We start from the raw sequence: 22,307 nt of genomic DNA, 5'->3' as shown, positions 1-22,307 counted from the left end.
GGACGTTGCGGCCTCCGCCACGTCCCGTGCCGCTTACGAAGATTCCTCGCCGGGCGACCAGCGCAATGACCGTCCGAGTGCCTGCCGCCACAGCGCATGAAGTCTGTCTGGGGCCGCCCGGTCAACCGAAGGCTCGAAGCGCTGGTCGAGTCGCCACAGCGATGCAGCCTCGTCAGGCGAGGTCCAGACCCCTTCTGCCAGCCCGGCCAGCATTGCCGCCCCCAAGGCGGTGGTCTCGGTCACCACTGGTCGGCTGACGGGGACACCCAGCTGATCGGCTTGGACACTGCACAGCAGATCGTTGACTGCTGCCCCGCCGTCGATTCTCAGCTCGGCGATGTTCTCGGCCGGCACCCGCGCTCATTGCCTCGACGACGTCTCGGGTCTGCAACGCCATGGACTCGATCGTGGCGCGTGCGATGTGGGCCGGCTTGGCTGCGAACGTGAGGCCCATGATCGCTCCACGTGCGCTCGGATCCCACCAGGGGCTGCCGAGGCCGGCGAAGGCCGGCACCACGACGACCCCGGCGCTGTCGGGCACGCTGCGGGCCAGCGATTCGGTCCCCGCCGGATCGACCGCTCCGGCGAGGATCTCGGTGAGCCAGCTCACAGCGGCTCCGGTAGCGAAAATCGAGCCTTCCAGCGCATAGGTGGGACCCTCGCCCAGGTCCCAGGCCACGGTGGTCAGAATCCCCTCGATCGGCTCCGGGCACGCGCCGCCGATATTCATCAGCACGAACGATCCTGTGCCGTAGGTGTTCTTGGCCATACCGACCTCATGGCAGCCTTGGCCGAAGAGTGCCGCCTGCTGGTCGCCGGCGACGCCGCTCACCGGAATGCCCGGGCCGAGCGGAGTGGTGTCCGCAGTCCGGCAGAACCGACCTACCGATGGGCGCACCTCGGCCAGAACGGCTGTGGACACGGACAGCAGATCGCACATTGGCTGTGACCATCCGTTAGCTGCGATGTCGTACAGCAGGGTGCGCGAGGCATTCGTGACGTCTGTCGTGAACGCAATTCCGCCGCTCAGCTTCCATATCAGCCAGCTGTCCACAGTGCCCATGGCCAGATCACCGCTCGCTGGTAGGCCGCCGTGGCGCAGCAGCCATTCGATCTTGGTGCCACTGAAATACGGGCTGAGCACGAGACCAGTGAGGCGCCGAACCTCGGCGAGGTGTCCAGCAGCCTCCAGCTCGCCGCAGCGCGCCGCGGTGCGGACGTCCTGCCAGACGAGGGCCCGGGCGAGCGGTTCGGAGGTTCGACGATCCCATGCAACGACCGTCTCACGCTGGTTGGTGATGCCGATAGCGGCAACTGGGGGCATCTGCCCGTCACCAAGCGCTCGAAGCCGCGTGCACAGCTCATCGAGAGCGGCAACCGTGGCTTCCCAGATCTCATTCGGGTCGTGCTCGACCAGACCCGGCCCGGGATAGTGCTGCGGGAACGACCGGTAGGCGTAGGCCACTTCGTCGCCGGAATCACCTACTGCCATGGAGCGCACACCGGTTGTGCCGGCATCGATCGCTACCACGAGTGCCATGTCGTTCTCCTGCCCGTGATGTCCCTGCTCAAGATGAACGCCCCTCAGCATGCCCCGAAGTAGGGTCGCCAATTGTGAGGATTCTCGTGGTGGGGGCCGGCGAGGTCGGGAGCTACATCGCGGAGCGCCTGAGTCGAGAAGGAAATGACGTCATCGTCGTCGACCAGCATTCGGATCGGCTCGACGCCCTCGGGGCCGAATTCGACCTGCTGACTGTTCACGGAAGCGGTACCAACCCGGGAGTACTTGCTGAAGCCGGACTCGATCGAGCCGAGGTGGTCGTCGCGGTTACCGATTCGGACGAGGTGAACCTGCTTGCCTGCATGCAGGCAAAGCAGCGTGGTGTGCCAGCGACTGTGGCACGCCTGCAGGACAGCGATCTACGAGGCACAGCTGGCCGCAGCCTGCGCAACGCCATCGGGGTCGATCTGGTGCTCGATCCTGACGAGCAGACCGCCGACGCCATCATGGATTTGCTGGTGTACCACGGCGTGTCGGACATCAACGAGCTCGCGAACGGGGAAGTGCACGTCATCGGCGCACGCCTCGCCGAAGATGCTCCGCTGGTCGGCAAGACCATGGCCGAGGTCGGCGCGTACTACGAGCCCGAATGGGATTTCATTTTCGGCGTCCTCTCACGGGACGGCGAGGTCAACGTGATGCGGCGCGAAACGACACTGCAGCCTCACGACCTGTTGAGGGTCGTTTGCCGCCGCCAAGGCCGGCGCGAGCTCATGGAAATCATGGGATTGAGCCGCTCCGACCTGCGCCGGGTCATGATCCTGGGCGGCGGCCGTACCGCCGGACTGCTGGCAGGCCGCCTGCTCGAGCGCCACATCGACGTCGTCATCATCGAGCTTCTCCACGAACGGTGCCTCGAATTGAGCGAACGCTACGCCGGCGCGCTCGTGCTGCATGGAGACATCACCGACATCGACGTCCTCGCTCGTGAGGACATCGGCAGTTTCGATGCGGTCGTAGCCGTCACCGGCGAGGACGACGCGAACGTGCTGGCCTGCCTGTACGCCAAGTCCGAGGGCGCCAGCGAGACCATCGCGGTGGTGCATCGCCTGTCGCTGCTGCCACTGCTGGAGCAGGTAGGCATCGATGCAGCACTGTCGCCCCGCACTGCCAGCGCCAACATGGTGCTGCGGATGGTCCGCGGCGGTGTCACGGCCGTTGCGACGTTCCTCGAAGGCAATGTCGAGGTGCTCGAATTCGCGGTGAGTGCGGGTTCGAGGGCCGACGGATCGCTGGTCCGGGATCTTCACCTGCCCGGCCAGATGCTGCTGGCAGCCATCGTGCGCGACGGCAAGGCCCGAATTGCCCGGGGCCGTAGTGAACTCAGGGCGCGGGACCACGTGGTCGCCTTCGTGACGCCTGACTGCGTGGACGAGGTCAAGCAGGCCTTTCGGTGACACCCCGTCCGGCTCGCCGGGCCCCGCAGCGCCAGAGAATCCGCCGCCTCGTCGTGCGGATGGTGCGCGCCGCCAACGGCGCGCTCCATCGGTGGGCGTGCGGGCCGTACGAGTCGACGCTCGCAGTTACTGCCCTCGTAGTGCTGGCCACCTCACTTCCAGTATTCGTCGCCTGCGCTGGATTCGACCTGCTGTTCGGGGGGCGCGTGGCCGCGAGCGGCGAGTCCGGCTCGGATGCGCTGGCGCTGCTGATCTCGGGCTGTGCCATTGCGGTTGTCGCCTTGGCCCTGCTGAGACTGTGCCGGTTCGAGCGGCGCATCACCGAACGCCAGTCGCTGACCGCGCTCGTGTTGGGGTCGTTCGCCGCGGTGTTCATGATCGCTGTGGCTCATATCGCAACCGGTGCAGTAGAGCCCACTTCGGTCGCCACTGCATTTGCAGAGGCTGCAGCGACGGTTACCGGGACGAACAGCACGTCGATTGCTCCGGCTGATCTCGGCGGCGGGATGCTGGCGTTGCGGGCGGCAGGGCAATGGCTCGGCGGTGCTGCCTTCATCGTCGTGCTGGTGCAGGTGCTGCCGCATCTGGGCGTCGGGGGCCTTGACTCCGACGGGGGAGTGGCGACCCGGTCGGCCCGACGGCTGGCACCGCGCAGCGCCGGCACTATGGGCCGCCTGCTGCTCCTCTACGGAGCCCTCACCGTTGTGATCGCCGTCGGATACGCGTTGGCAGGAATGCCGCTGCTGCAAAGTGGGTTGCATGCGCTGACCACCGCCTCGACGGGCGGCTTCTCCACGCAAGCGGGTTCGCTGGGTGCGTACAACTCTGCCGCTGTCGAGTGGGTGGCGATCTTCGGCATGGCAGCTGGAGGTGTGAGCCTCCCGCTCATGTTCCTGGCGATCCGGCGTCGAGATCCAGCTCGATTCTTGCGCAGCTACGAATTCCGTCTCTATGTCACCCTGATTGTGTTGGCCGCAGCGTCAGTGGCGTTGTGGACAAGCGGCGACTTCGGTCTGACCCATGTGCGTCGGTCACTGTTCGCCGTGGTGTCGATGATCTCGACAACCGGTTTCGAAGCGGCTCAGATCGTCGACTTGTCGACCGGCAGCCAAGCGGTCCTCATGGTGCTCATGCTTGTGGGCGGCATGAGCGCGTCCATGGCCGGCGGCTTCAAGGTCGTGCGCATCCTGACGCTCGTGTCGTACATCGGGCGCGAGCTGCGTCGCGCTGTTCATCCCTCACTCGCCGAGCGATTGCACCTGGGACGCTCCACCATCTCCGAGACGACGATGAGCCGCATCGTCGGAGAGTTGCTGCTGGCGGCATTGCTCGTCATCCCAGCTGCGATCGCGTTGGGCGCCAGCGGGCTCGATGTCACAGATGCGTTGACCTATACGGTGTCTGCGCTCTCGAACGTTGGGCCGGCCTTGGGGGCTGCAGGGTCGAGCGGGCATCTGGCTGCCGTCGACTGGCTCGGCAAAGTCACCGCAGGACTGCTCATGCTGGGTGGGCGAATGTCGGTCACCGCCGCGGTCGTGGCGATCAGCGTCGCCGTGCATCCCGTCACGAACGCCATGCGCCACGGCTATTGGCGGCGCCGTGATGAGGCGGTCAGGATGCAATGAACGCCGGAGTCGCGTTGTTCGGAGGGCGCATCGAGTCCACTCCCGTGCGAGTGAGCGGGGCGGCGCTGGTGTTCGTCGCCACTGGCATGGTGATCTCAGCTGGCGTCGCCTTCTTCGACGGCGGGGGAGGCACGCTGGCGCTGCTGGTCGCCGCAGCGGTGACCGCCGGCGTGGGCAGCACCATGATGGCCAGCGCGAAGGCCTCGGAGCGACCGGATTCCCCGCTGGCATTCGCGTCGGTGGCGTGGGCGTGGCTGGCGGTATCGGTGGCGGGAGCATTGCCGTTCCTGTTCAGCGGCGTGATCGGTTGGCGCCGGTTCGACGACGCGCTCTTCGAATCCATCTCGGGCTTCACCTGCACTGGAGCCACGATCCTCGATGACATCGACGGTGTGTCCCACGGAATTCTCTTCTTCCGCAGCATGATCCAGTGGTTCGGCGGCATGGGCCTGATCGTGCTGGCGGTCGGCGTTCTGCCGGCTCTGAAGGTCGGCGGGTTGGAGCTCATCGCCAATGAGGCGCCTGGACCCACCGCAGACCGCTTCACACCGCGCATTGCAGCCACCGCCCGCCGGTTGTGGCTGCTCTATGGAGGACTGACGCTGGCAGTTGCCGTCGGCTTGTTGATAGCCGGGATGAGCCTGTTCGACGCAGTCGCACACGCCTTCACCACAGTGGCCACCGGCGGCTATTCGACTCATTCGGCATCGATCGCCTACTTCGACTCGCTGGCGATCGAGCTCGTGCTGATCGTGGGCATGATCATCTGCGCCGCGAACTTCTCGCTCCACTGGCACACCATCATGCGGACCAGATCGATGCTGCGCGGCTACTCGGAGCTGCGTTGGTACCTAGGCATGCTGGGCGGAGCTGCGATCGCCTTGGTGATCCTGAACGCGCCCAAGCTCAGCCTGGGCGCGAACGTTCGGGAGGCGATCTTCTACGCGGCTTCGCTGGGGACGACCACCGGCTATGGCACGACCGATTACACCCATGAGACCTTCTGGACGCCATCAGCCCAGATGGTGCTGCTCGTGCTGATGCTGGTCGGGGGAATGACCGGCTCGACAGCGGGCGGCATGAAGGTCCTGCGCTTGCAGGTGATCGCCCGCTACGCAGTTCGCGAAGTGATCCGGGCACGCCATCCGCGAGCGGTCCTGTCGATGCGGATTGGCGACATGACCGTGGCCGAGGAAGTGGCTGCCCGCGCACTGGGATTCGTGCTGCTGTACCTGGGCTTGATCGTTGTCGGCGGGATGATGATGACGGCCCTCGGGGCCGATCTTGAGACTGGCTTCTCGGGCGCCGTCTCGGCGATCGGGAATGCCGGCCCGGCACTGGGGGAGGCGGGTCCGACCGCGACCGCGCTCGAGTTTCCACGCCAGGCACGACCAGTGCTGATGGCGCTCATGCTGTTCGGTCGGCTTGAAGTCTTCCCGACCATGCTGATGTTCGTCGCAGCAATGCGTGCCGGCACGCGCGCTCACTACGGACGTCTGGCCGTTCATCGGGGATCCCGGCGTATGCACCGGCGCCTCAGCTGAACCCCGCCGTCAAGCCCTCGAGACAGCACGCAGCGGAGTGAGCGGCATCAATTCGCTGAAGTCCTCGACCTGCAGCACACGCGGCAGCTGACCAGCTTGTACCTGGGCGATGGTCCCCGCTCCGTCGGGCAGTGACTGTGGCACGCCGTCGAGGTAGAACAGCACGCCCTGACTGTCACGTGCCAGCGCGGAAGCGGTGAACACAAGCTGTGCCACGGCGCGGACTCGCTGTGCACCTTCCACCTCGAAGAACACCTCATTGAGGTGGATCGACACGACGTTGTTGCGCAGCAGCTGCACGTCCACCACTTCGGTGCCTGCTGGGATTGCGGATTCGAGGCCGTTCTCGGCTTCAGTCGGCGTCGGGCCGGCCAGCAGATTGTTGAGCGGCGCATCGAGAAAGACAGGTGCGGCGAGCGGCCGCTGCAGCTCCACCAGAAGACCGTCGCGCAGGAAATACACCGCATGCAGCGATGTCGTGGGGGTTTCGGCCGCCGCACCCACGACCGGCTGGGCATCACGCTCGGGGAAGACACCCGCTGGCACATCGACACCCCTCGGGGTCTCGTCGGTCGGCAGGCCGCAACCCGCCAGCGCGATGACACATCCCAGGGACACACCCAGGCACCTCAGTGCGCCTTTCGGACATCTCACCGGTGCCCCGCAATCGGCAGCTCGACGACGAAACGTGCACCACGCTGGCCGTCGACGCGGGATTCGACGTGCACTGAGCCGCCATGGCGCCGGGTGTGCTCGTACACCAGCGCCAGCCCGAGACCCGCGCCGGTGCCGGCGCCTCGCTTGCGCGCCGCGGTGCCGCGGGTGAAGCGTTCAAAGACCAATTCGCGCTCCGAGGGCGCGACACCTGGACCGTCGTCCTCCACGGCAACCCGCACGGAGTAACCCGGCCGGGAGATTTCCACTCTGGTGACACCGCCACCGTGCTTCTCGGCATTGCGCAGCAAGTTGTCGAAGACCTGTGCGAGACCTCGCTTGTCGCCGATCACGACTGCATCTGTTGCGGCGGGGCTGATGGCGAGCTCCACCTCCGGGCCGAGCTCGCCGGAACGGTGCTCGCCGACACGATGCTGTACCAATTCGGTGACGTTGACGAGCCCTCGTTCGAAGACCGATCCTTCGGCATCGGGCCGGGAGATCTCCAAGAGGTCCTGCACCAGCTGCTGGAACCTGTCAACTTCTGAAGCGAGCAGATCGAGCGCCGTGGCTCCCTGCGCCGACAGCTCGTCGCGATGTCCGTTCAGGTAGTCGATCGAACTTCGCAGCGTCTGCAAGGGTGATCTCAGCTCGTGGCTCACATCGGATGCGAATCGGGCATCACGAGCGATGCGGCGCTCCATGGCATCGGCCATGTCGTTGAACGACTCCACGATCACGGCGAGGTCGGGATCGTCGCTGCGCTCGACGCGTGTGTCGAAACGGCCGTGAGCAATCGAATTCGCAGCGTCGGAGACGGTCGCAAGCGGTCGCAGCAGCCGCCCGCCAGCCCATGCCCCAACTGCCACGCCGATCAGAACTACGAGCGCTGCTCCGACACCCAGGATGAGGCGCAGGCTTGCGAGGGTGGCCTCGATCTCCGAGAGCGGGACAACTTCGAAATACAGCGTCTCGCTGAGCTGGGAAACCGCCGAGGGACGCAACCGCAGACCGAGCGCGAGCTGCGGGACGCCGTCGAGCCGGTACCGCATCGCGTGGGCCTGGTCGGATCGCTCCACCGCAGCCACCAACTCGTCGGGAAGATCGTTGGGAACGAGCGATGGGGATCGCCAGGTATCCGGTCCGGTGCGGACGATGGAACGGCTGCCGCTGAGACTTGGCAGCGACTCGAGCAACACGGCGAAGTCGGGACTCTCCGCACGCAGCGAACTCTGCACCTGCGTCGCGTTGGCGAAGAACTGGCCCTCGGAGGAATCGTGGCGCAGACCCAGCATCGAACCCCGGGAGAGGCTGTACGTCATCACGACGAGCAAGAACGCCGCCAGCATCGCACCGAGCGTGAAGGCACCGACGACGCGGGCGCGAAGCGGCAGCCGGCGCAGCGGGCGCGGCCAGCGAGGCCTCATGGTTCTCGCCTGCGATCGGCTGCCGCCATTCGACACAGCAGCCGGCGCAGCGGGCGCGGCCAGCGAGGCCTCATGTCAGGCTCGCAGCTTGTAGCCCATGCCGCGTGCTGTCGCTACGTAACGGGGGTTGGCCGGGTCATCCTCAATCTTGAGGCGCAGCCTGCGCACGTGCACGTCGACGAGACGGCCGTCCCCGAAGTAGTCGTACCCCCAGACTCGCTCAAGCAGCTGCTCGCGGCTCATCACTTTGCCGGGATTGTCCGACAGCTCGCAGAGCAGGCGAAATTCGGTCTTGGTCAGGTGCAACTCTTCACCGCCCTTGCGGACCACACCCTCGTCGGGATAGATCTCGAGATCGCCGACAGTTCGGGGCAGTCCGTTGCCGTCCACGGTCCGGCTTCGCCGCAACAGGGCTCTGATGCGCGCAGACAGCTCTTTGGGAGCGAAAGGCTTCGTGAGATAGTCGTCCGCGCCCGCCTCGAGCCCGGCTACGACGTCATGGGTGTCATCGCGGGCTGTGACCATGATGATCGGCACATGACTGATCCGTCGGATGGCCCGGCACAGCTCGAACCCGTCGAGACCGGGCAGCATGATGTCGACAAGCACGACGTCAGTGCCGTCGGGCGTAAAGCGCTCCAAGGCCTCCTCGCAGGACTCTGCCTCGCTGACTCGCCAGCCCTCGTCCTCAAGTGCAAGGCGCAGCGCCGTCCGGATCCGTTCGTCGTCTTCGACTGCGAGAACGTTGGTCGTCAATGCCGTACCGCCTTGTCGTCGGACTGCGCGTCGCGTGGACCCCGCCGCGTTCGCGAACCGTGCCGGCGGAGCCTCGCTGAGCTGTGCTGGCGGCGCCGTGCTGGGGCTTGGTCAGCCCATTCGCTCATCGAGCGCAGCACCAGAGCCGCGAGTGCAGCGACTCCTGCTGCAGCCGCCAGAGCACCGATGGCTGCACCGATGGCTGAACCGCCAAGCGTCGGGCCGATGCACCCCTCAGCGCACTGAAGGATGCTCGTCGCATAGCCCGCGAGGCCTCCGCACACTGCGGCAATGACGATCGCACCGAAGGCGACAGCCCGGGCCAGCACCGACGGCAGAGCGGTCGGCGCCGCAGTAAGCAGAGCATCGTCGGCACCCATTGCGGTGACCGGCGTACTTGCACGACTGTGCCGCTCGTTGTCGCCCTGCGTGCTCACCCGTGCCATGGTACGGCCACGCACGTGACGGGCTGTCACCCCTGAGACGGTCTGCCCCCAAGACAACGAACCGCCAGATGCAACCCAGACCACCCGGCAGTCAACACCTCCGTGGCAGACTTCCTGAGTGCCGACCGATATGCACCGATGGGCAGTTGCCGGGGGGATCCTCGCGCGGGACGGCGCGGTGCTCATGGTCAACAACCGGCGGCGCAATGGCAGCACCGACTGGAGCACGCCGGGCGGGGTGGTGGATCCGGGTGAGACGGTGCTCGGAGCGCTGACCCGTGAGGTCGCAGAAGAAACTGGCTTGCAGGTCTCGGCCTGGGATGGCCCGCTGTACACCGTCGAAGCGGATGGTCGAGATGGACCTGGTTGGATACTGAAGGTGGAGGTTCACGAGGCTCAGCAGTGGAGCGGCGAACTGGATGTCGCGGATCCCGACGGCATCGTGTTCGATGCCCGATGGGTACAAGTCGGTGAAGTCGAAGAACTGCTCAGCGGTCAGTACGCCTGGATGGCTGAGCCGCTGCTGGCCTACCTGGACGGAGGTGCTCCACGAGGCCATGAGTTCCGGTACTCCGTGACTGGCGACCACCGGACCGGTCTGGTGGTAGCGCCCACGACGCCCTAAGAGCGGCCGATGCGACTTGGGGATCGGTGCCCGAAGGCGAACTCGTCCAGATCAGTCCGATTGCGCAGTCCATGAGTCGAGCGCGCCATGACCTCCCCGGTGGGTCGGATTCCGACGAGCTTCCGATCCTGCATGTCGATATGGACGCGTTCTACGTGGAGGTCGAACGCAACCGTGACCCGTCACTGAACCGACGCCCGGTGATCGTCGGAGGATCCGGCAGGCGCGGCGTCGTGGCCTCGGCCAGCTATGAAGCGCGCGTGTCGGGCGTGCACGCCGCTATGCCGACCGCCCAGGCGCGCCGTCTTTGCCCCACCGCCGTCGTCGTCACTTCTGACTTCTCCGGCTACATCGAGGCCTCGTCGGCCATCGCAGAGGTCTTCGAATCGATCACACCCCACGTGGAACCGATAGCGCTGGACGAGGCTTTTCTGGATGTCTCCGGAGCTCACCGGCTATTCGGCACATCTCGGGAGATTGCGTGGCTTCTCCGCGATGCCGTACGCGAAGCCGTGGGACTCGACTGCTCTGTCGGCGTCGCGTCCAACAAGACCTTGGCGAAGCTTGCCTCGGTTGCGGCGAAACCGACCGTGCGATCGACCGGACCGGAGCCGGGACTCGGCGTTCGAGTGGTCGGTGTTGCCGAACAGCTGGATTTCCTGTGGGCTCACCGTGTGGAGGCGCTCTGGGGCGTGGGCCCGGTGACGCTCAGACGGCTCAACGAGATCGACGCGTTCACGGTCGGCGACTTGGCGGACAAGTCGGTGGAGCAGCTCGTCGCGGCCGTGGGCGCTGCCCACGGCGCGCACCTCGCCGCGCTGGCACAGGGAATCGACGACCGGCCTGTGCACCCAGGCGGGATCCCGCGTTCAGTCAGCCACGAGGAAACATTCGAGACCGACCTCGACGATCCCGATCTCATACGGGGCGAAACGGTTCGCCTCGCCGATGCCGTCGCATCTCGACTCCGGGCCAACGGGCTGTCCGGGCAGACGGTGACGGTCAAGATCAGGCATCCCGACTTTGCGATGCAAACGCGGGCTCACACGCTCCCAGAGCCGTTCCAGACTGGCCGGACGCTCGCCCACGTGGCGCACCGGCTGGTCGGCACACTGGACACCAGCGGGGGGATCCGCCTGCTGGGGGTCGGAGTGTCGAATCTGTCCGAGACGGCATCGGCCGAATCGGTGGCCGGGGTGGGACTTCGGGGGGAAAACCTGGCAGAGTCGCCAGAGCCGTGCCAGCTTGCATTCGATTTGGGTCTGCCTCCAGATGGTGAGAGTGGGCCCGGCGGCGATGCGCACCACGGCCCGACTGGTGATTCCGAACTCGATCGCAAGCTGGCCGAAGCTCTCGATGCCATTCGCGGCCGATTCGGCCGAGCTGTGATCGCTCACGGCTCGGCGGCCCTGCGCGACGGTGTGCCAGGCGAACGCCGATGGGGCCGCTGAAGACGTCGCTGTGCACTTCGCGCTACAGGCGCAGCGCAACAGGGGTGCGTGGCAGTAGCACTGAGCGCGGTCCTACACTGGCAGCAACATAGGCAATACAGCATTTGGAGTCTGTGCGTGCCGCTTTCAGACGACGAACAACGCATCCTCCTCGAGATTGAGAAGGAATTCTACGACACCGACCCGGAATTCGCGCGGGAGGTCTCGGAGACAACGCTGACCCGCCATGCCCTGCGCAACATCCGATGGGCAGTGCTCGGCGGAGTCTTGGGCTTGGTCGGCATCGGCTTGGGTCTGCAAATCCATTTCGCGTTGTCGTTTGTTGCGTTTCTGGTGGTGTTCGCGAGCGCCGTCGTGATCGAGCGCAACGTTCGCAAGATGGGCAAGCTGGGTCTCGAGAAAGTCTCGGATTCCATCGCGAAGCGCTCTCGACCGAACAGCGCCGACTCATTCGGCGACCGCATGCGGCGCCGCTTCCGCAACGACCCCAGCTAGACCACCTTCGACCAACGCTGCCGCGCTGAGACCGCGCGTGCCGTCAGTGGCTGCCCACTTCCGCGCCGTTGAGGTATGCGCGGTCGCGGCGGCGCGAGCGAGGTCCTGCCACCAGGGCAGCAGGACGGCACGCGGTGCCGATGCGATCCCACCTGCTGCGCGCAGATCGGATACGCATTTCGAGGTGATGAGCGTTCAGCCTCGCCCCCACGACGGTCTGCGGTGACGGAGGCTCCGCCGCGTAGGCGGCCTCCTGGGTAGCAATGGCCAGTGAGTACAGCTCGCCTGAATCGATCCGCAGCCGGTGGTCGACACGACCGGCGAATTCGGTATGCGTCTCGGTGGCTCGCTGGTCGATGCCGAGGCTGAAGAGTGTCTCTGCGACGTCGTCCCAGGCAGCGCCGACCGCAGCGCGCGCATCGTGACGTGCGCGGCGATGGTGCAGCGCTCGGCGGATTCGTACAGCCGACGGCACCGTGATGAGCCACAGCACGCCGACCGCCAGCACCGCATAGAAGGGAACGACGAGCCACTCCGACCAACTCCCGGTAGGCGCTGCCGAGCCTTCGAAGTCGAGCACGTCCACGAAGCCTTCGAGGTCGCCCGACAGTCCCTCGAGGTCTTCGAGACCCAGCGCACCGATGAAGCCTGAGCCTTCCTCGCCCGCTGCGGTCGGATCTCCGGGCACGACTTGCTGGGCAAGCACTCCTGTGTAGACGACTGCCCCAGGGGCGCCCCGCCCTGGAGTCGGCTCGAAGTACACCCAGCGGCCACCAATCCAGATCTCGGGCCACGCGTGGTAATGCTCGCCCCTGACCACGTATTCGCCTTCGACCAATTCCCCTGGGGTGAAGCCCACGGCAACACGCGAAGGCAACCCGATCGCCCGGGCCATCGCCGCGTAGGTGCCGGCGAACTGCTCGCAATAGCCGCGCCGCTCGGAGAACAAGAATTGCTCCATGCGATCGGTGTCATGCCCGCTTGGCACCCTCAACGCATATACGAAGTTCTCGAGGAAGAAATTCTGCAGAACCAGGGCCTTTGCGTAGGGGCCCGTGGCATCCGCCGTGACGTCAGCAGCGAGGTCTGCCACACGTTGGTTGAAACCTTCGGGCAGGGCCAGGTAATTCTCTGCAATGTCGGGCGGAACGTCGCCGCTTGCAGCCACGAGCCCTGCAACTGATGGAATGTCGACGTTCGAGCTGACGGTGTAGGTCAACCCCGGCTCGAGCACGCTGCTGTGCTCGGTGACCAGGGTGCCGGACTCGGGGTCGTATAGCGCCTCGGGACCGTCAAAGGCGACCGGCTCGTATGCAGCGGGCAGCCAGATGCTGTCGAGCGCCCCGATCGTGAACTGTTGGGTGAGCAGCTCCGAAGACGAGCGCCCGTCCAAGTGTTCAGACGCATCGCCATACAGCTGCTCGGATCCCCAGAAGGTTCCGTCGAACTGCCCGAGACCCGAGACACGCCAGTACGCGGGTGCATCCGCTCGGACACGGAACAGCTCAGCGCCCGAAGTGCCCACCAGGCGGCCTTGAGCATTGACGAGCGGGCTGATCGTCACCCTCGATGCCGGTGCGGTTCCGTCGAGGTCCTTCCACGAGACGATCGCCCGGGCGTCGCTGCCGGGCAGCAACGGTACGAGTAGCGCCGCGCCCACGGCGGCAGCAGTTCCCAACCGCAGTGCAGTGCGCATGGGCACGGTTGCCCGACGCCGCTCCGACGCGCCGACCGGCATCCGGTTCCCGGTGTGGTGAATGCCGTGAGCAGCCACGAACGCCACCGCGCACACGACCATCGCCGCAGCACTGCGGACACGCCATGCGTCGGTGCCCAATGCCCCGATGAAGGCCAGCACGATCAAGGCGGGAAGCAGCGCTTCGCCGATGGCTTTCGCACGCAACGCTGCTGCGTCCGCGATGAAGGCCGTGAGCCAGATTGCCGCGCCGCCGACCAGCAGGAATCCTGCAGTGGCAGGCGTCGGCGCTTCCACGATGCCGAACGCCTCCCATGCGGCGGCCACATCGGTCGACGCTTGCCGCAGTGTCTCGGCGCTGGGAAGCAGTCGCAGCCACAAGGTGTCGGAGTACAGCGCCAGCCCCTCGACGATGATCAGCAGCACCACAGATGCCGTAGCGGCGGTTGCCAGCGGCCAGCGCTGCCGTCTCGTCACCGCCGCTGTTGCATGACCTCCCATGGCCAAGATGAGCCACAAGGGCGCGTAGTCCCACGAGTCGAACAGGCGACGAGCCATCAGCACGGCCAGCAGCGTGAGCAGCCACAGCGAGGTCTCGACCTGCCACAGGCTTCGCCGCGTCATGCGCGCACCGCCCCCGACTCTTGGGCCGTCTGGGCTGCAGCCCACTTCGGCGCCAGCTCGGCAGCAGTAGCGATGTCGACATAGGCCGAACCGGCCGATGGGAGCACTTCGCCGGTTCCGCCCACGCGGATGACCGTCAGCGACGAGCTGCGCGAACCCGCTGCCGCGATCGCTTCGATATCTCGAGTTGCGTCAAAGGCTGTACCCCCGAGCACCACAACCACTGCACCCACCACCGAGGCTGTCGCCGCTGCCAGCACGCCACGCAGCGAGCCCGTGCCTGACGTGGACACCTCGGCGAGGTGATCGAACAGCTGCGCCAGGCCTTCCCCAGAGGTGACGAAACCGGTGTCTGCTCCGGCCACCGTCAACAGCCGCAGCGGATCATGTCTCGAGGCGCTGGCGAGGACGACGCTGGCGGCCGCGGACACCGCGATCTCGAAGCGCTCGGTGTCGAAGGCTGTGCTGCGAGTGTCGAGCACCACCGTCACCCGGCTCCGGCGGGGAACCTCGTCTTCCCGCACCATGGGACGACCCAGGCGCGCCGTCGACGGCCAGTGGATCCGGCGGACGTCGTCGCCAGCCGTGTAGTCGCGCAGGGCGTAGAAATCCTCGCCAATGCGCTGCAACGTGTGAACGTCAGCAGCAATTCCCAGCGGTTCGGGACCACGGGCCAGTCGAGGCGGTACGAGTGTCTGGGTGGCGGGGTAGACGACGAGCGTCGTCAGCGGTCCGGCACCGATGGGCGTGCGCGACAACCCCAGCGGATCGACAACCGCAACATCGGCGGGACCAACCCTCAGCCGACCTCGGCGCTCGGTGGGCAGCAAGTACGTGGCGTTCACGCGCTCCGCCCCGAGCAGCGGGCCCACTCCCAAGCGCGCGCCGAGCGTGCCGGTGACGGGGTCGGTCAGCTGAAGTACCGGGGTCGGTCCGCCGAGGTTGGTGACGGCGAGCTCCACCCGCGCTTGCCCGCCGGCGTGAACGCGTACAGGCTGGACTGAACGCTGGATCCTGAGGCGGATCCTTCGCGTACGCGTCCAGATGGTGGCCCCCGAGACCAGCGCGATTCCGGCGACTGCGAGCACGAAGAGCTCCCCGATGCCAAAAAGGCGCCCGGCGCCAGCGGCGACGAATGAACCGATCCCGACGGCCCAGCCCCGCCGAGTCAGCATGCGGGCCCTCGGGGCATCGCAGCGAGCCTCAGCGGGTGGCGGTGGGGACCGCGACGGCCTCGAAGACGTCGCGCAGTGCTGATTGCGGGGTTAGTCCCTGCAGTTGCGCGTCGGGGCTCAGTCGGATTCTGTGGCCGAGTACCGGTTCGGCCACAGCTTTCACATCGTCGGGCACCACGTAGTTCCGACCGGCGGCGAGCGCACGCGCCTGTGCCATGCGCTGCAGATCGAGCGTGGCTCGCGGGCTGATACCTAGCGTGATCGTGCCGCGCCGTCGTGACGCATCGGCTACCGCCACGATGTAGCGGCGCAATACCGGCGCGACGTGTACTTCGGTGACGGTGCGCGCCATTGCCAGCACCTCGCCGGCCGTCGCGACCGCTTCGAGCGTGATTTCCGTTGTGCCGTCGTGGAGGTCGAGCACCTCGACGGCCGAGTCGGCGTCGGGGTAGCCGACGCTGATGCGCATGAGAAATCGGTCCAGTTGGGACTCAGGCAACGGGTAGGTGCCCTCGTGCTCGATCGGGTTCTGCGTAGCAATGACCATGAACGGCTGGCCGAGCGGGCGCGTGGTGCGGTCAGTGGTGACCTGCCGTTCCTGCATCGCCTCGAGCAGCGCCGCTTGCGTCTTGGGCGAGGCCCGGTTGATCTCGTCGACCAGCACGATGCTCGAGAAGAGTGCACCGGGCCGGAAGTCGAATACGCGCTCGCGCTCGTCCCACACATTCACGCCGATGACGTCGGACGGCAGCACGTCAGGGGTGAACTGGATACGGCCGAACGGTGCATCAATCGAAGACGCCAACGATTTCGCAAGGCTCGTCTTGCCGACGCCTGGCACGTCCTCGATCAGCAGGTGCCCATCACACAGCAAGCACAGCAGCGAGAGGCCGACGGCGTCGGGCTTGCCGCGAATGACACGCTCCACGTTGGCAGTGATGCGTTCGAATGTGCGGCGGAACGTTTCAGCATCGGCCGGGTGCGTTTGTGGGGGTGTGTGATTACGCACAGCAGTCAACTCTCTGGGATCCCAGCCTCCCGAACGCTCTGAGGCTACTCAGCGTCCGTTGACCGTCGCCGTCGGGGGCACGTTCGCTTCTAGAGTGGCCCGGTGCGCCGACATCGGACACCGCGCCGCCCCCGCTTGTTCGGGGCGCTGTCTGCGGTGGTGGCGCGCCCTCGACTGTGGGTTGCGGCTGCTGGCGCCATGAGACGGCTGGTGCCAATGCGTTGGTGGACCCGGCCGCCGTTCCTGCCGGTTCCTCACCGCGACTACGTGCGATTCCGACTGTTGACTGCCCTCGGTGACGATGGCACTGCATCTGCTGAACCCGAAGATCTGATCCAATGGCTGGAATGGTGCCGACGCTGGCCAGCCGCCGCTGCGGCATCACGGTGACATGACCTCCCCAGGAGCCGTCGCGTATGCGCGGCGATCTGTCGCCGATCCGGTCAACGGACGCGCTGGCGCGAACGGCCACCCGGCTCGTCCCCACGGCAAGGTCTCACGGGTCCGCTCGGTTCTGTCCCAACGGGCACTGGTGCTCAACGTCACCTACCAGCCGTTGTCCATCACGACCGTGCGACGAGCTCTTCTGCTGGTGCTGGCGGGCAAGGCCGACGTCATCCACACCCGGCCGGGGAGCGTTCGCTCACCGCGTATGTCGATGTCGGTGCCCTCGATCGTCCGGCTGACATACCACGTACGGGCGCCGTACCGCCGCCGAGCTCCACTCCACCGGCGAGCAGTCTTTGCACGTGATGCATACCGGTGCCAGTACTGCAGGCGCCGGGCGGAGTGCATCGACCATGTCCACCCGCGAAGCCGTGGTGGGGAACACACGTGGGAAAACGTGGTGGCTTGCTGCCGGTCCTGCAACGTGGGCAAGGGAGACTCGCTCCTGTCGGAAGGCCGATACCGGCTGCGCAGGACGCCGTACGCTCCCGAACCGCTCGCCGTCGTGGCCGCCATGCGAGGCGACGCTCCAACGGAGTGGACCGACTACCTGCCCGAATTGCGTCCTCAGCTCGTCTGACCAGCTCGTCTGACCAGCTCGTCTGACCAGCTCGTCTGACCAACTCGTCTGACCAGTCCGGCTGATCAGCCCCGCGCACAGTCCTTGGTGACCAACGTCGCCGGCGGTCTGTCATCGTGGACCGGTGGGCGAGTGGATACGCGAGAAATGGCAGGCGAGCGCCGAACTGCTGCACGCCCGCCCAATGCCGCAGGACCGCCGTAGGCGCGTCTCATGGCTGCGCCCGACGAAGCCAGCACTGATCCTGGGATCTGCGACTGTCGACCCCTTCAGCGGCACGCGCACCGATGTCGTGCGGCGTCGCAGCGGTGGGGGACTTGTGTGGCTGGATCCCGATGTGTGCACATGGGTGGATGTGTTCGTACCGGCCGATGATCCGCTCTGGCGTGCAGACGTCGGCGAGGCCTTCGATTGGCTAGGCCGCCGATTGGCTGCGGCGTTCTCCTCGGTCGGCATGCCGGCCAACGTGCATCGTGGCCACTACGAGGCTGGCCCGTCGGGCGGCCTGGTGTGCTTCGCCTCGCTTGGCCCAGGCGAGGTGGCAGTGAACGGCCGGAAACTGGTCGGTATCTCGCAGCGCCGCACCCGCGAGGGCAGCCGTTTCCAGTGCGCCGCCTACGAGCGATTCGATCTCGGGCCGTTGGCGCCTCTGCTGGACCCAGACACTGCCGCACGGGTCCGCGACCGAGCCGTTGGCTGGGCAGACCTCGGCGTCGACATCACTCCGTCGGGGATAGCCGAACTGGTCGTGAGCTTCATTGCCGCGCACGACACCTGAGCACGTCACCGGGCCTGACCGACAGCCCTGATGCCGGGATCTGCGCCGGGGCCTGGTTTTCGGGACGGTGCTGGCAGCCGACTTGGGTGATCTGACACACGTGGGGTGGACATTGTGGGTGTTTTACCCATAAAGTGGTGCGAAGTGGTTTGTAGGGGTACATATGCCCATACAATCCAGGTTCCCAATCGGACGCTGCGGAGGCCCTGCGGTGGAGAGTCTTTTCGTCGGCCGGCATGAGCACTCGCTCGATGCCAAGGGCCGCATCGTGCTCCCAGCGGGTTTCCGCGGCGCGTTCGAGCCATCGGGCTTCCTCATCAAGCACAGCGAAGGCTGTCTCGCACTGATGACACCAGACCGATTCGGCGAGATCGCAGCACAGATGTCCGAGCGTTCACATTCGGGTGGGCCCTATGGACGTGCCGCCAAGCGCTCATTCGGCGCGGGGGCGGCACGGGTCCTGCCTGACAAGCAGGGTCGGATCGCCATTCCCGAGGAACTGCGACGATTTGCAGGCCTGCAGCGCGAATGCGTGGTGATCGGCGCCATCGACGAGGTCGAGATCTGGGATGCCGGTCGCTGGCAGGAGATGAACGCCCAAGGCGAATCGCTCCTGGCGGCGCCCGAGAGCGGCGGCACAGCATCGGAGCAGTCATGAGCGCTGCGGCGGCCACCAGGTCGTTTCACCAACCGGTCATGGTCTCCGAGATCGCCGAGGTGTTCGCGCCGCTTGACGGCGGGTTGTTCGTCGACGCGACCCTGGGAGGCGGCGGCCACGCGGAGGTACTCCTGGGGCAGCACTCCGAACGGCGACTGCTCGGCATCGACCGCGATCCCGCGGCGATCGCGGCCGCACGACAACGGCTCGCGCCCTTCGGTGATCGCGTCACCTACTGCTGCGAACCCTTCGATCTTCTGGGCGAGCTGATCGATGCCAGCAAGGAAGGACCCCTCGTCGGCGCACTGTTCGACTTCGGCGTCAGCAGCCACCAACTGGATGCCGCCGAGCGTGGTTTCTCGCACCGTTACGACGCCCCGCTGGACATGCGCATGGACCCCCGGGCGGGACTCGATGCGGGAACCGTCGTCAACACCTATGACCTCGAAGAGTTGCGCAATCTGTTGCGGCACAACGCCGGAGAGCGTCATGGGAACCGCATCGCTGCGGCGATCGTCGCAGCACGACCGCTGCACACCACTGCGCAACTGGCCGACACCGTTCGGGCAGCTGTGCCCGCAGCGGCTCGACGTGGCCGGCGCCATCCGGCGATGCGCACGTTCGCAGCGATCCGCATCGAAGTGAATGACGAACTCAACCTCATCGAACCCGCAATGCGAGCTGCGCTCGCGCGCCTGCAACCACGTGGGCGCCTTGCAACTCTCGCCTATCACTCAGGAGAAGACAGCATCGTGAAGATCATTCTGCGAGAAGCAGCAGACGGCGTCTGCGAGTGCCCGTCGACGTTGCCGTGCATCTGCGGCGCCGCACCCACGGTTCGGCTGTTGCGTCGCAAGGTTGTGCGGCCGAGCGCAACCGAGGTCGAGAACAACTCCCGCGCCTCCAGCGCCATGATGCGGGCCGCTGAGCGGCTCGAGCACGCCAGCCGCTGATCTGCAAGCGGCCCCTGAACCGAGCAGCGTTCGATGGCTCTCGCCACCGCCCACCTCACCGTCGCGGATACGCCACCAGAGTTGGTGCGCATCGGCGGACGTCGCGCCGTGGGCCTGCGGCTCGTGGGCGTCACCGCGCTCCTGGCGGCTGCGACGATCGCCCTGCTTGCGGGACTAGGTGTGTTCCACTCGATGCTGGCTGCAGGCCAGTACCGCCTCTCCGAGCTGGAATCGGAGATCGCGGTCGAGCGGGAACGCCTGATCGATCTTCGCTACGAGCTGCAGACACTTCATGGTCCGGCGGAAATCGAGTTGATGGGAATTGGCGCGCTCGGCCTCGTCAACGCGGCGGATCCGATCGACGTGCGGATCGAGCCGCGTTACATCGCTGCGGTGTCGCCCCCGTCACGCACCGTCCACCAGGGCGGAGATTGGCTCTCGATCAAGACGCTGCTGACCGATGCGTCTACAGCGCATGACCGACGTTCTTGACCGAGACGAACGCCGCGTAGCCCGGGCGCCCTGGCACCCATCGATGGGTGCCCCGCCAGGGTTGCGTCCGCCTGTTGCGCACGCCGATTCCACAACCACTCGGCGATCTCATGCACCAGCCGAACTGCACTGGCACCCATCGGTCGGCGCGCCTGGATCGGCCCTCGAATCCGGGCGCACGGCTGATACTGACTCTGCGCCGCCCAAGTCGCACCGACGCAAGGTTCGAACCGGCCCGCCGCGTCGCCGAGCGCTCCTGCTCATCATCGCGACAGCCATTGCCCTGGCCACCCTTGCGGCCCGCCTGGTCCAAGTACAGGTGCTCGACCGCGAGACCTACGCCGCGCTGGGGGAGCGCCAGGGGACCGCTCAGTGGGAACTCGAATCGGTACGTGGAGCGATCCTGGATCGAAACCTGAACCTCCTCGCAGTGTCCCACAACCTGCCCACAATCTGGGCTGACCCTCGCCTCGTCACCGACCCGCATCAGACTGCGACAGCCTTGGCGTCAGTGTTGGACATTGACATCGGTGTCATCGCCGAACGGCTCGCGAGCGATCGGCACTTCGTCTACGTGGCGCGCCAGGTCAGTCCATCGGAAGGGCTGGCCGTACAGGAGCTGCAGCTCGAAGGTGTCGGTGTGCGCGGTGAATCCTCACGGTTGCGGCCCAACGGAGACGATTTCGCTCGCGGTCTGCTCGGAGCTGTCGACATCGACCAGAACCCGCTGGGAGGTGCCGAGAAGCAGTTCACCGAAGTACTCGACGGAACAGACGGTCTCGAGGTCGCTCGGATCACTCAGAGCGGGATGCCGCTCCCAACGGGGACCGAGCTCTTTGAGCCGGTCAGCCACGGCGACGACGTGGTCCTCACCTTGCATACCCAGATGCAGTGGGTTGCCGAGCGCTCGCTGAGCGCCGCTGTCCACTCGACCGGTGCGCGCGGCGGCATGGTGGTAGTGATGCAGACCGACACAGGCGATGTGCTTGCACTGGCTGGCGTGGCCCGCGACTCCGAGACTGGACAGATCGGGCCGGTGGCATACAACCCGGCATACACCGACGCATTCGAGCCAGGCTCGGTCGCGAAGAGCTTCACGGTCGCCGCCGTGCTGGAAGCGGGCGTGACCACGCCCACTGAGAGCCATTCGACACCAGCCGCCTACATGTTCGCCGACAAGGAATTCACCGAGCCGTACTCCGACGTTGACCGCCAGATGACGACGGCGGAAATCCTCATCCACTCGTCAAACATCGGCACGATCAGGCTGGCCGAACGACTCGGCGCAGCCGAGTTGCAGCGCTCCTTGCGGGCGTTCGGCTTCGGTCGCCTGACCGGGGCTGAGGGCGCCCCAGCGCTGCCCGGCGAGAGCCGCGGCATCTTGCGTGCCGCGAACCAATGGCGAGGCACGGACTTGGCCACGATTGCGTTCGGTCAGGGCATCGCAGTGACAGCGGTGCAACTCGCCGCCGCCTACAACACCATTGCCAACGACGGCGTCTATGTCACGCCTAGGCTCGTCCTGGGAAGCGTGGACAGCAACGGAGCGCTGCGGCCGGCTGACCCTGCTGTGACGCGCCGTGTCCTATCGCCACATACAGCTGGGGAATTGAAATCGATCCTGGCCGACGTGGTCGCTGAAGGAACGGGCAAGCGGGCCGCCATTGACGGTTACCGGGTAGCCGGCAAGACCGGCACGGCGCAGAAGCCCAGTCCCGACGGCGGGTACAGCTCCGACGCGTACACGAGCTCGTTTGCAGGTTTCCTCCCGGCTGATCGTCCAGAACTCACCGTGGTTGTCGTCCTCGATGAACCCGACGAGTACCGGGCCGGCATAGTGGCGGCACCGGTGTTCGCTGAAGTTGCCGAGTACGCGTTGCGGATGCTGCAGGTCTCGCCCGATGCATGAGAACG

The 22,307-nt window shown here is 66.2% G+C and carries 21 protein-coding genes and 1 pseudogene; 13 read left to right on the top strand and 9 right to left on the bottom strand.

Annotation, left to right across the window (positions count from 1 at the left end):
* Positions 1-33: 33 nt before the first annotated feature.
* Both ACPXYO_RS15880 and ACPXYO_RS15875 read right to left on the bottom strand, forming a co-directional pair.
* Positions 34-354, bottom strand: coding sequence for an FGGY-family carbohydrate kinase (locus tag ACPXYO_RS15880; protein WP_423922556.1), 321 nt, complete (start codon positions 352-354; stop codon positions 34-36).
* A gap of 52 nt (positions 355-406) precedes the next feature.
* Positions 407-1,492, bottom strand: a pseudogene (locus ACPXYO_RS15875) (FGGY family carbohydrate kinase); the annotation flags it as partial.
* Positions 1,493-1,614: 122 nt separating this feature from the next.
* Here ACPXYO_RS15875 and trkA point away from each other — a divergent pair.
* The 3 genes from trkA to ACPXYO_RS15860 are packed head-to-tail and all read left to right on the top strand — an operon-like array spanning position 1,615 to position 6,127.
* The gene (gene trkA / locus ACPXYO_RS15870; RefSeq protein ID WP_423922553.1) at positions 1,615-2,958 is read left to right on the top strand and encodes a Trk system potassium transporter TrkA; all 1,344 of its coding nucleotides are present in this window, start codon (positions 1,615-1,617) and stop codon (positions 2,956-2,958) included.
* Complete coding sequence (locus tag ACPXYO_RS15865; protein WP_423922550.1) at positions 2,955-4,583, top strand: TrkH family potassium uptake protein; 1,629 nt, start codon at positions 2,955-2,957, stop codon at positions 4,581-4,583. Before trkA ends, ACPXYO_RS15865 begins: the two co-directional genes overlap by 4 nt.
* A complete protein-coding gene (locus ACPXYO_RS15860; RefSeq protein ID WP_423922548.1) occupies positions 4,580-6,127 on the top strand; it encodes a TrkH family potassium uptake protein in 1,548 nt (515 codons plus the stop codon). The genes ACPXYO_RS15865 and ACPXYO_RS15860 overlap by 4 nt, the downstream gene beginning before the upstream one ends.
* Before the next feature lie 9 nt (positions 6,128-6,136).
* Here the strand turns inward: ACPXYO_RS15860 and ACPXYO_RS15855 are convergent, their stop codons facing one another.
* From ACPXYO_RS15855 to ACPXYO_RS15840, 4 genes are all read right to left on the bottom strand, one after another.
* Entirely contained in the window at positions 6,137-6,745 is a 609-nt protein-coding gene (locus tag ACPXYO_RS15855) for a GerMN domain-containing protein (RefSeq protein WP_423922545.1), read from the bottom strand.
* Between the two features lie 32 nt (positions 6,746-6,777).
* Positions 6,778-8,208 (bottom strand): sensor histidine kinase, encoded by a 1,431-nt coding sequence (locus ACPXYO_RS15850; RefSeq protein WP_423922543.1) that lies wholly within the window; start codon positions 8,206-8,208, stop codon positions 6,778-6,780.
* A 75-nt stretch (positions 8,209-8,283) separates the two neighbouring features.
* Complete coding sequence (locus tag ACPXYO_RS15845) at positions 8,284-8,964, bottom strand: response regulator (RefSeq protein WP_420623769.1); 681 nt, start codon at positions 8,962-8,964, stop codon at positions 8,284-8,286.
* Positions 8,961-9,401, bottom strand: coding sequence for a hypothetical protein (locus ACPXYO_RS15840; protein ID WP_423922540.1), 441 nt, complete (start codon positions 9,399-9,401; stop codon positions 8,961-8,963). The genes ACPXYO_RS15845 and ACPXYO_RS15840 overlap by 4 nt, the downstream gene beginning before the upstream one ends.
* Before the next feature lie 127 nt (positions 9,402-9,528).
* On the opposite strand from ACPXYO_RS15840, the gene ACPXYO_RS15835 reads away from it, so the two are divergent.
* From ACPXYO_RS15835 to ACPXYO_RS15825, 3 genes are all read left to right on the top strand, one after another.
* Positions 9,529-10,035 (top strand): NUDIX hydrolase, encoded by a 507-nt coding sequence (locus ACPXYO_RS15835; protein WP_423922537.1) that lies wholly within the window; start codon positions 9,529-9,531, stop codon positions 10,033-10,035.
* A gap of 26 nt (positions 10,036-10,061) precedes the next feature.
* Complete coding sequence (dinB, locus tag ACPXYO_RS15830; protein ID WP_423922534.1) at positions 10,062-11,486, top strand: DNA polymerase IV; 1,425 nt, start codon at positions 10,062-10,064, stop codon at positions 11,484-11,486.
* A gap of 117 nt (positions 11,487-11,603) precedes the next feature.
* Complete coding sequence (locus tag ACPXYO_RS15825) at positions 11,604-11,981, top strand: DUF3040 domain-containing protein (protein ID WP_423922531.1); 378 nt, start codon at positions 11,604-11,606, stop codon at positions 11,979-11,981.
* Positions 11,982-12,024: 43 nt separating this feature from the next.
* On the opposite strand, the gene ACPXYO_RS15820 is transcribed toward ACPXYO_RS15825, so the two are convergent.
* From ACPXYO_RS15820 to ACPXYO_RS15810, 3 genes are read right to left on the bottom strand one after another with little or no spacing between them, the layout of a single operon-like run.
* Positions 12,025-14,301 (bottom strand): transglutaminaseTgpA domain-containing protein, encoded by a 2,277-nt coding sequence (locus ACPXYO_RS15820; RefSeq protein WP_423922528.1) that lies wholly within the window; start codon positions 14,299-14,301, stop codon positions 12,025-12,027.
* Positions 14,298-15,476 carry a DUF58 domain-containing protein gene (locus ACPXYO_RS15815; protein WP_423922525.1) on the bottom strand — a complete coding sequence of 393 codons (1,179 nt, stop codon included), beginning with the start codon at positions 15,474-15,476 and terminating at the stop codon, positions 14,298-14,300. Before ACPXYO_RS15815 ends, ACPXYO_RS15820 begins: the two co-directional genes overlap by 4 nt.
* 28 nt (positions 15,477-15,504) lie before the next feature.
* On the bottom strand, positions 15,505-16,485 hold the full coding sequence (locus ACPXYO_RS15810) for an AAA family ATPase (RefSeq protein ID WP_423922523.1): 981 nt from the start codon (positions 16,483-16,485) through the stop codon (positions 15,505-15,507).
* Between the two features lie 102 nt (positions 16,486-16,587).
* Between ACPXYO_RS15810 and ACPXYO_RS15805 the strand changes: the two genes are divergently transcribed.
* The 7 genes from ACPXYO_RS15805 to ACPXYO_RS15775 all read left to right on the top strand — a co-directional run bounded on the left by ACPXYO_RS15805 (position 16,588) and on the right by ACPXYO_RS15775 (position 22,302).
* The gene (locus tag ACPXYO_RS15805) at positions 16,588-16,875 is read left to right on the top strand and encodes a hypothetical protein (RefSeq protein WP_423922520.1); all 288 of its coding nucleotides are present in this window, start codon (positions 16,588-16,590) and stop codon (positions 16,873-16,875) included.
* 1 nt (position 16,876) lies between these two features.
* Positions 16,877-17,512, top strand: a complete 636-nt coding sequence (locus ACPXYO_RS15800) for an HNH endonuclease (protein ID WP_423922518.1) — start codon at positions 16,877-16,879, stop codon at positions 17,510-17,512.
* Positions 17,513-17,636: 124 nt separating this feature from the next.
* Positions 17,637-18,290, top strand: a complete 654-nt coding sequence (locus ACPXYO_RS15795) for a lipoyl protein ligase domain-containing protein (protein WP_423922515.1) — start codon at positions 17,637-17,639, stop codon at positions 18,288-18,290.
* Between the two features lie 211 nt (positions 18,291-18,501).
* Positions 18,502-18,948, top strand: a complete 447-nt coding sequence (locus ACPXYO_RS15790) for a division/cell wall cluster transcriptional repressor MraZ (RefSeq protein ID WP_419553174.1) — start codon at positions 18,502-18,504, stop codon at positions 18,946-18,948.
* Positions 18,945-19,901 carry a 16S rRNA (cytosine(1402)-N(4))-methyltransferase RsmH gene (gene rsmH, locus ACPXYO_RS15785; RefSeq protein WP_423922511.1) on the top strand — a complete coding sequence of 319 codons (957 nt, stop codon included), beginning with the start codon at positions 18,945-18,947 and terminating at the stop codon, positions 19,899-19,901. Before ACPXYO_RS15790 ends, rsmH begins: the two co-directional genes overlap by 4 nt.
* Before the next feature lie 33 nt (positions 19,902-19,934).
* Entirely contained in the window at positions 19,935-20,393 is a 459-nt protein-coding gene (locus tag ACPXYO_RS15780; protein ID WP_423922509.1) for a hypothetical protein, read from the top strand.
* Positions 20,377-22,302, top strand: a complete 1,926-nt coding sequence (locus ACPXYO_RS15775) for a peptidoglycan D,D-transpeptidase FtsI family protein (RefSeq protein WP_423922506.1) — start codon at positions 20,377-20,379, stop codon at positions 22,300-22,302. The genes ACPXYO_RS15780 and ACPXYO_RS15775 overlap by 17 nt, the downstream gene beginning before the upstream one ends.
* The last annotated feature ends 5 nt before the right edge of the window (positions 22,303-22,307 follow it).

The organism is Candidatus Poriferisodalis sp. (genome assembly GCF_965237655.1).
Classification (GTDB): Bacteria; Actinomycetota; Acidimicrobiia; order Acidimicrobiales; family Poriferisodalaceae; genus Poriferisodalis.
Note: the sequence above shows the minus strand (reverse complement) of the source record. Positions and strands in the feature narration are given on the sequence as shown.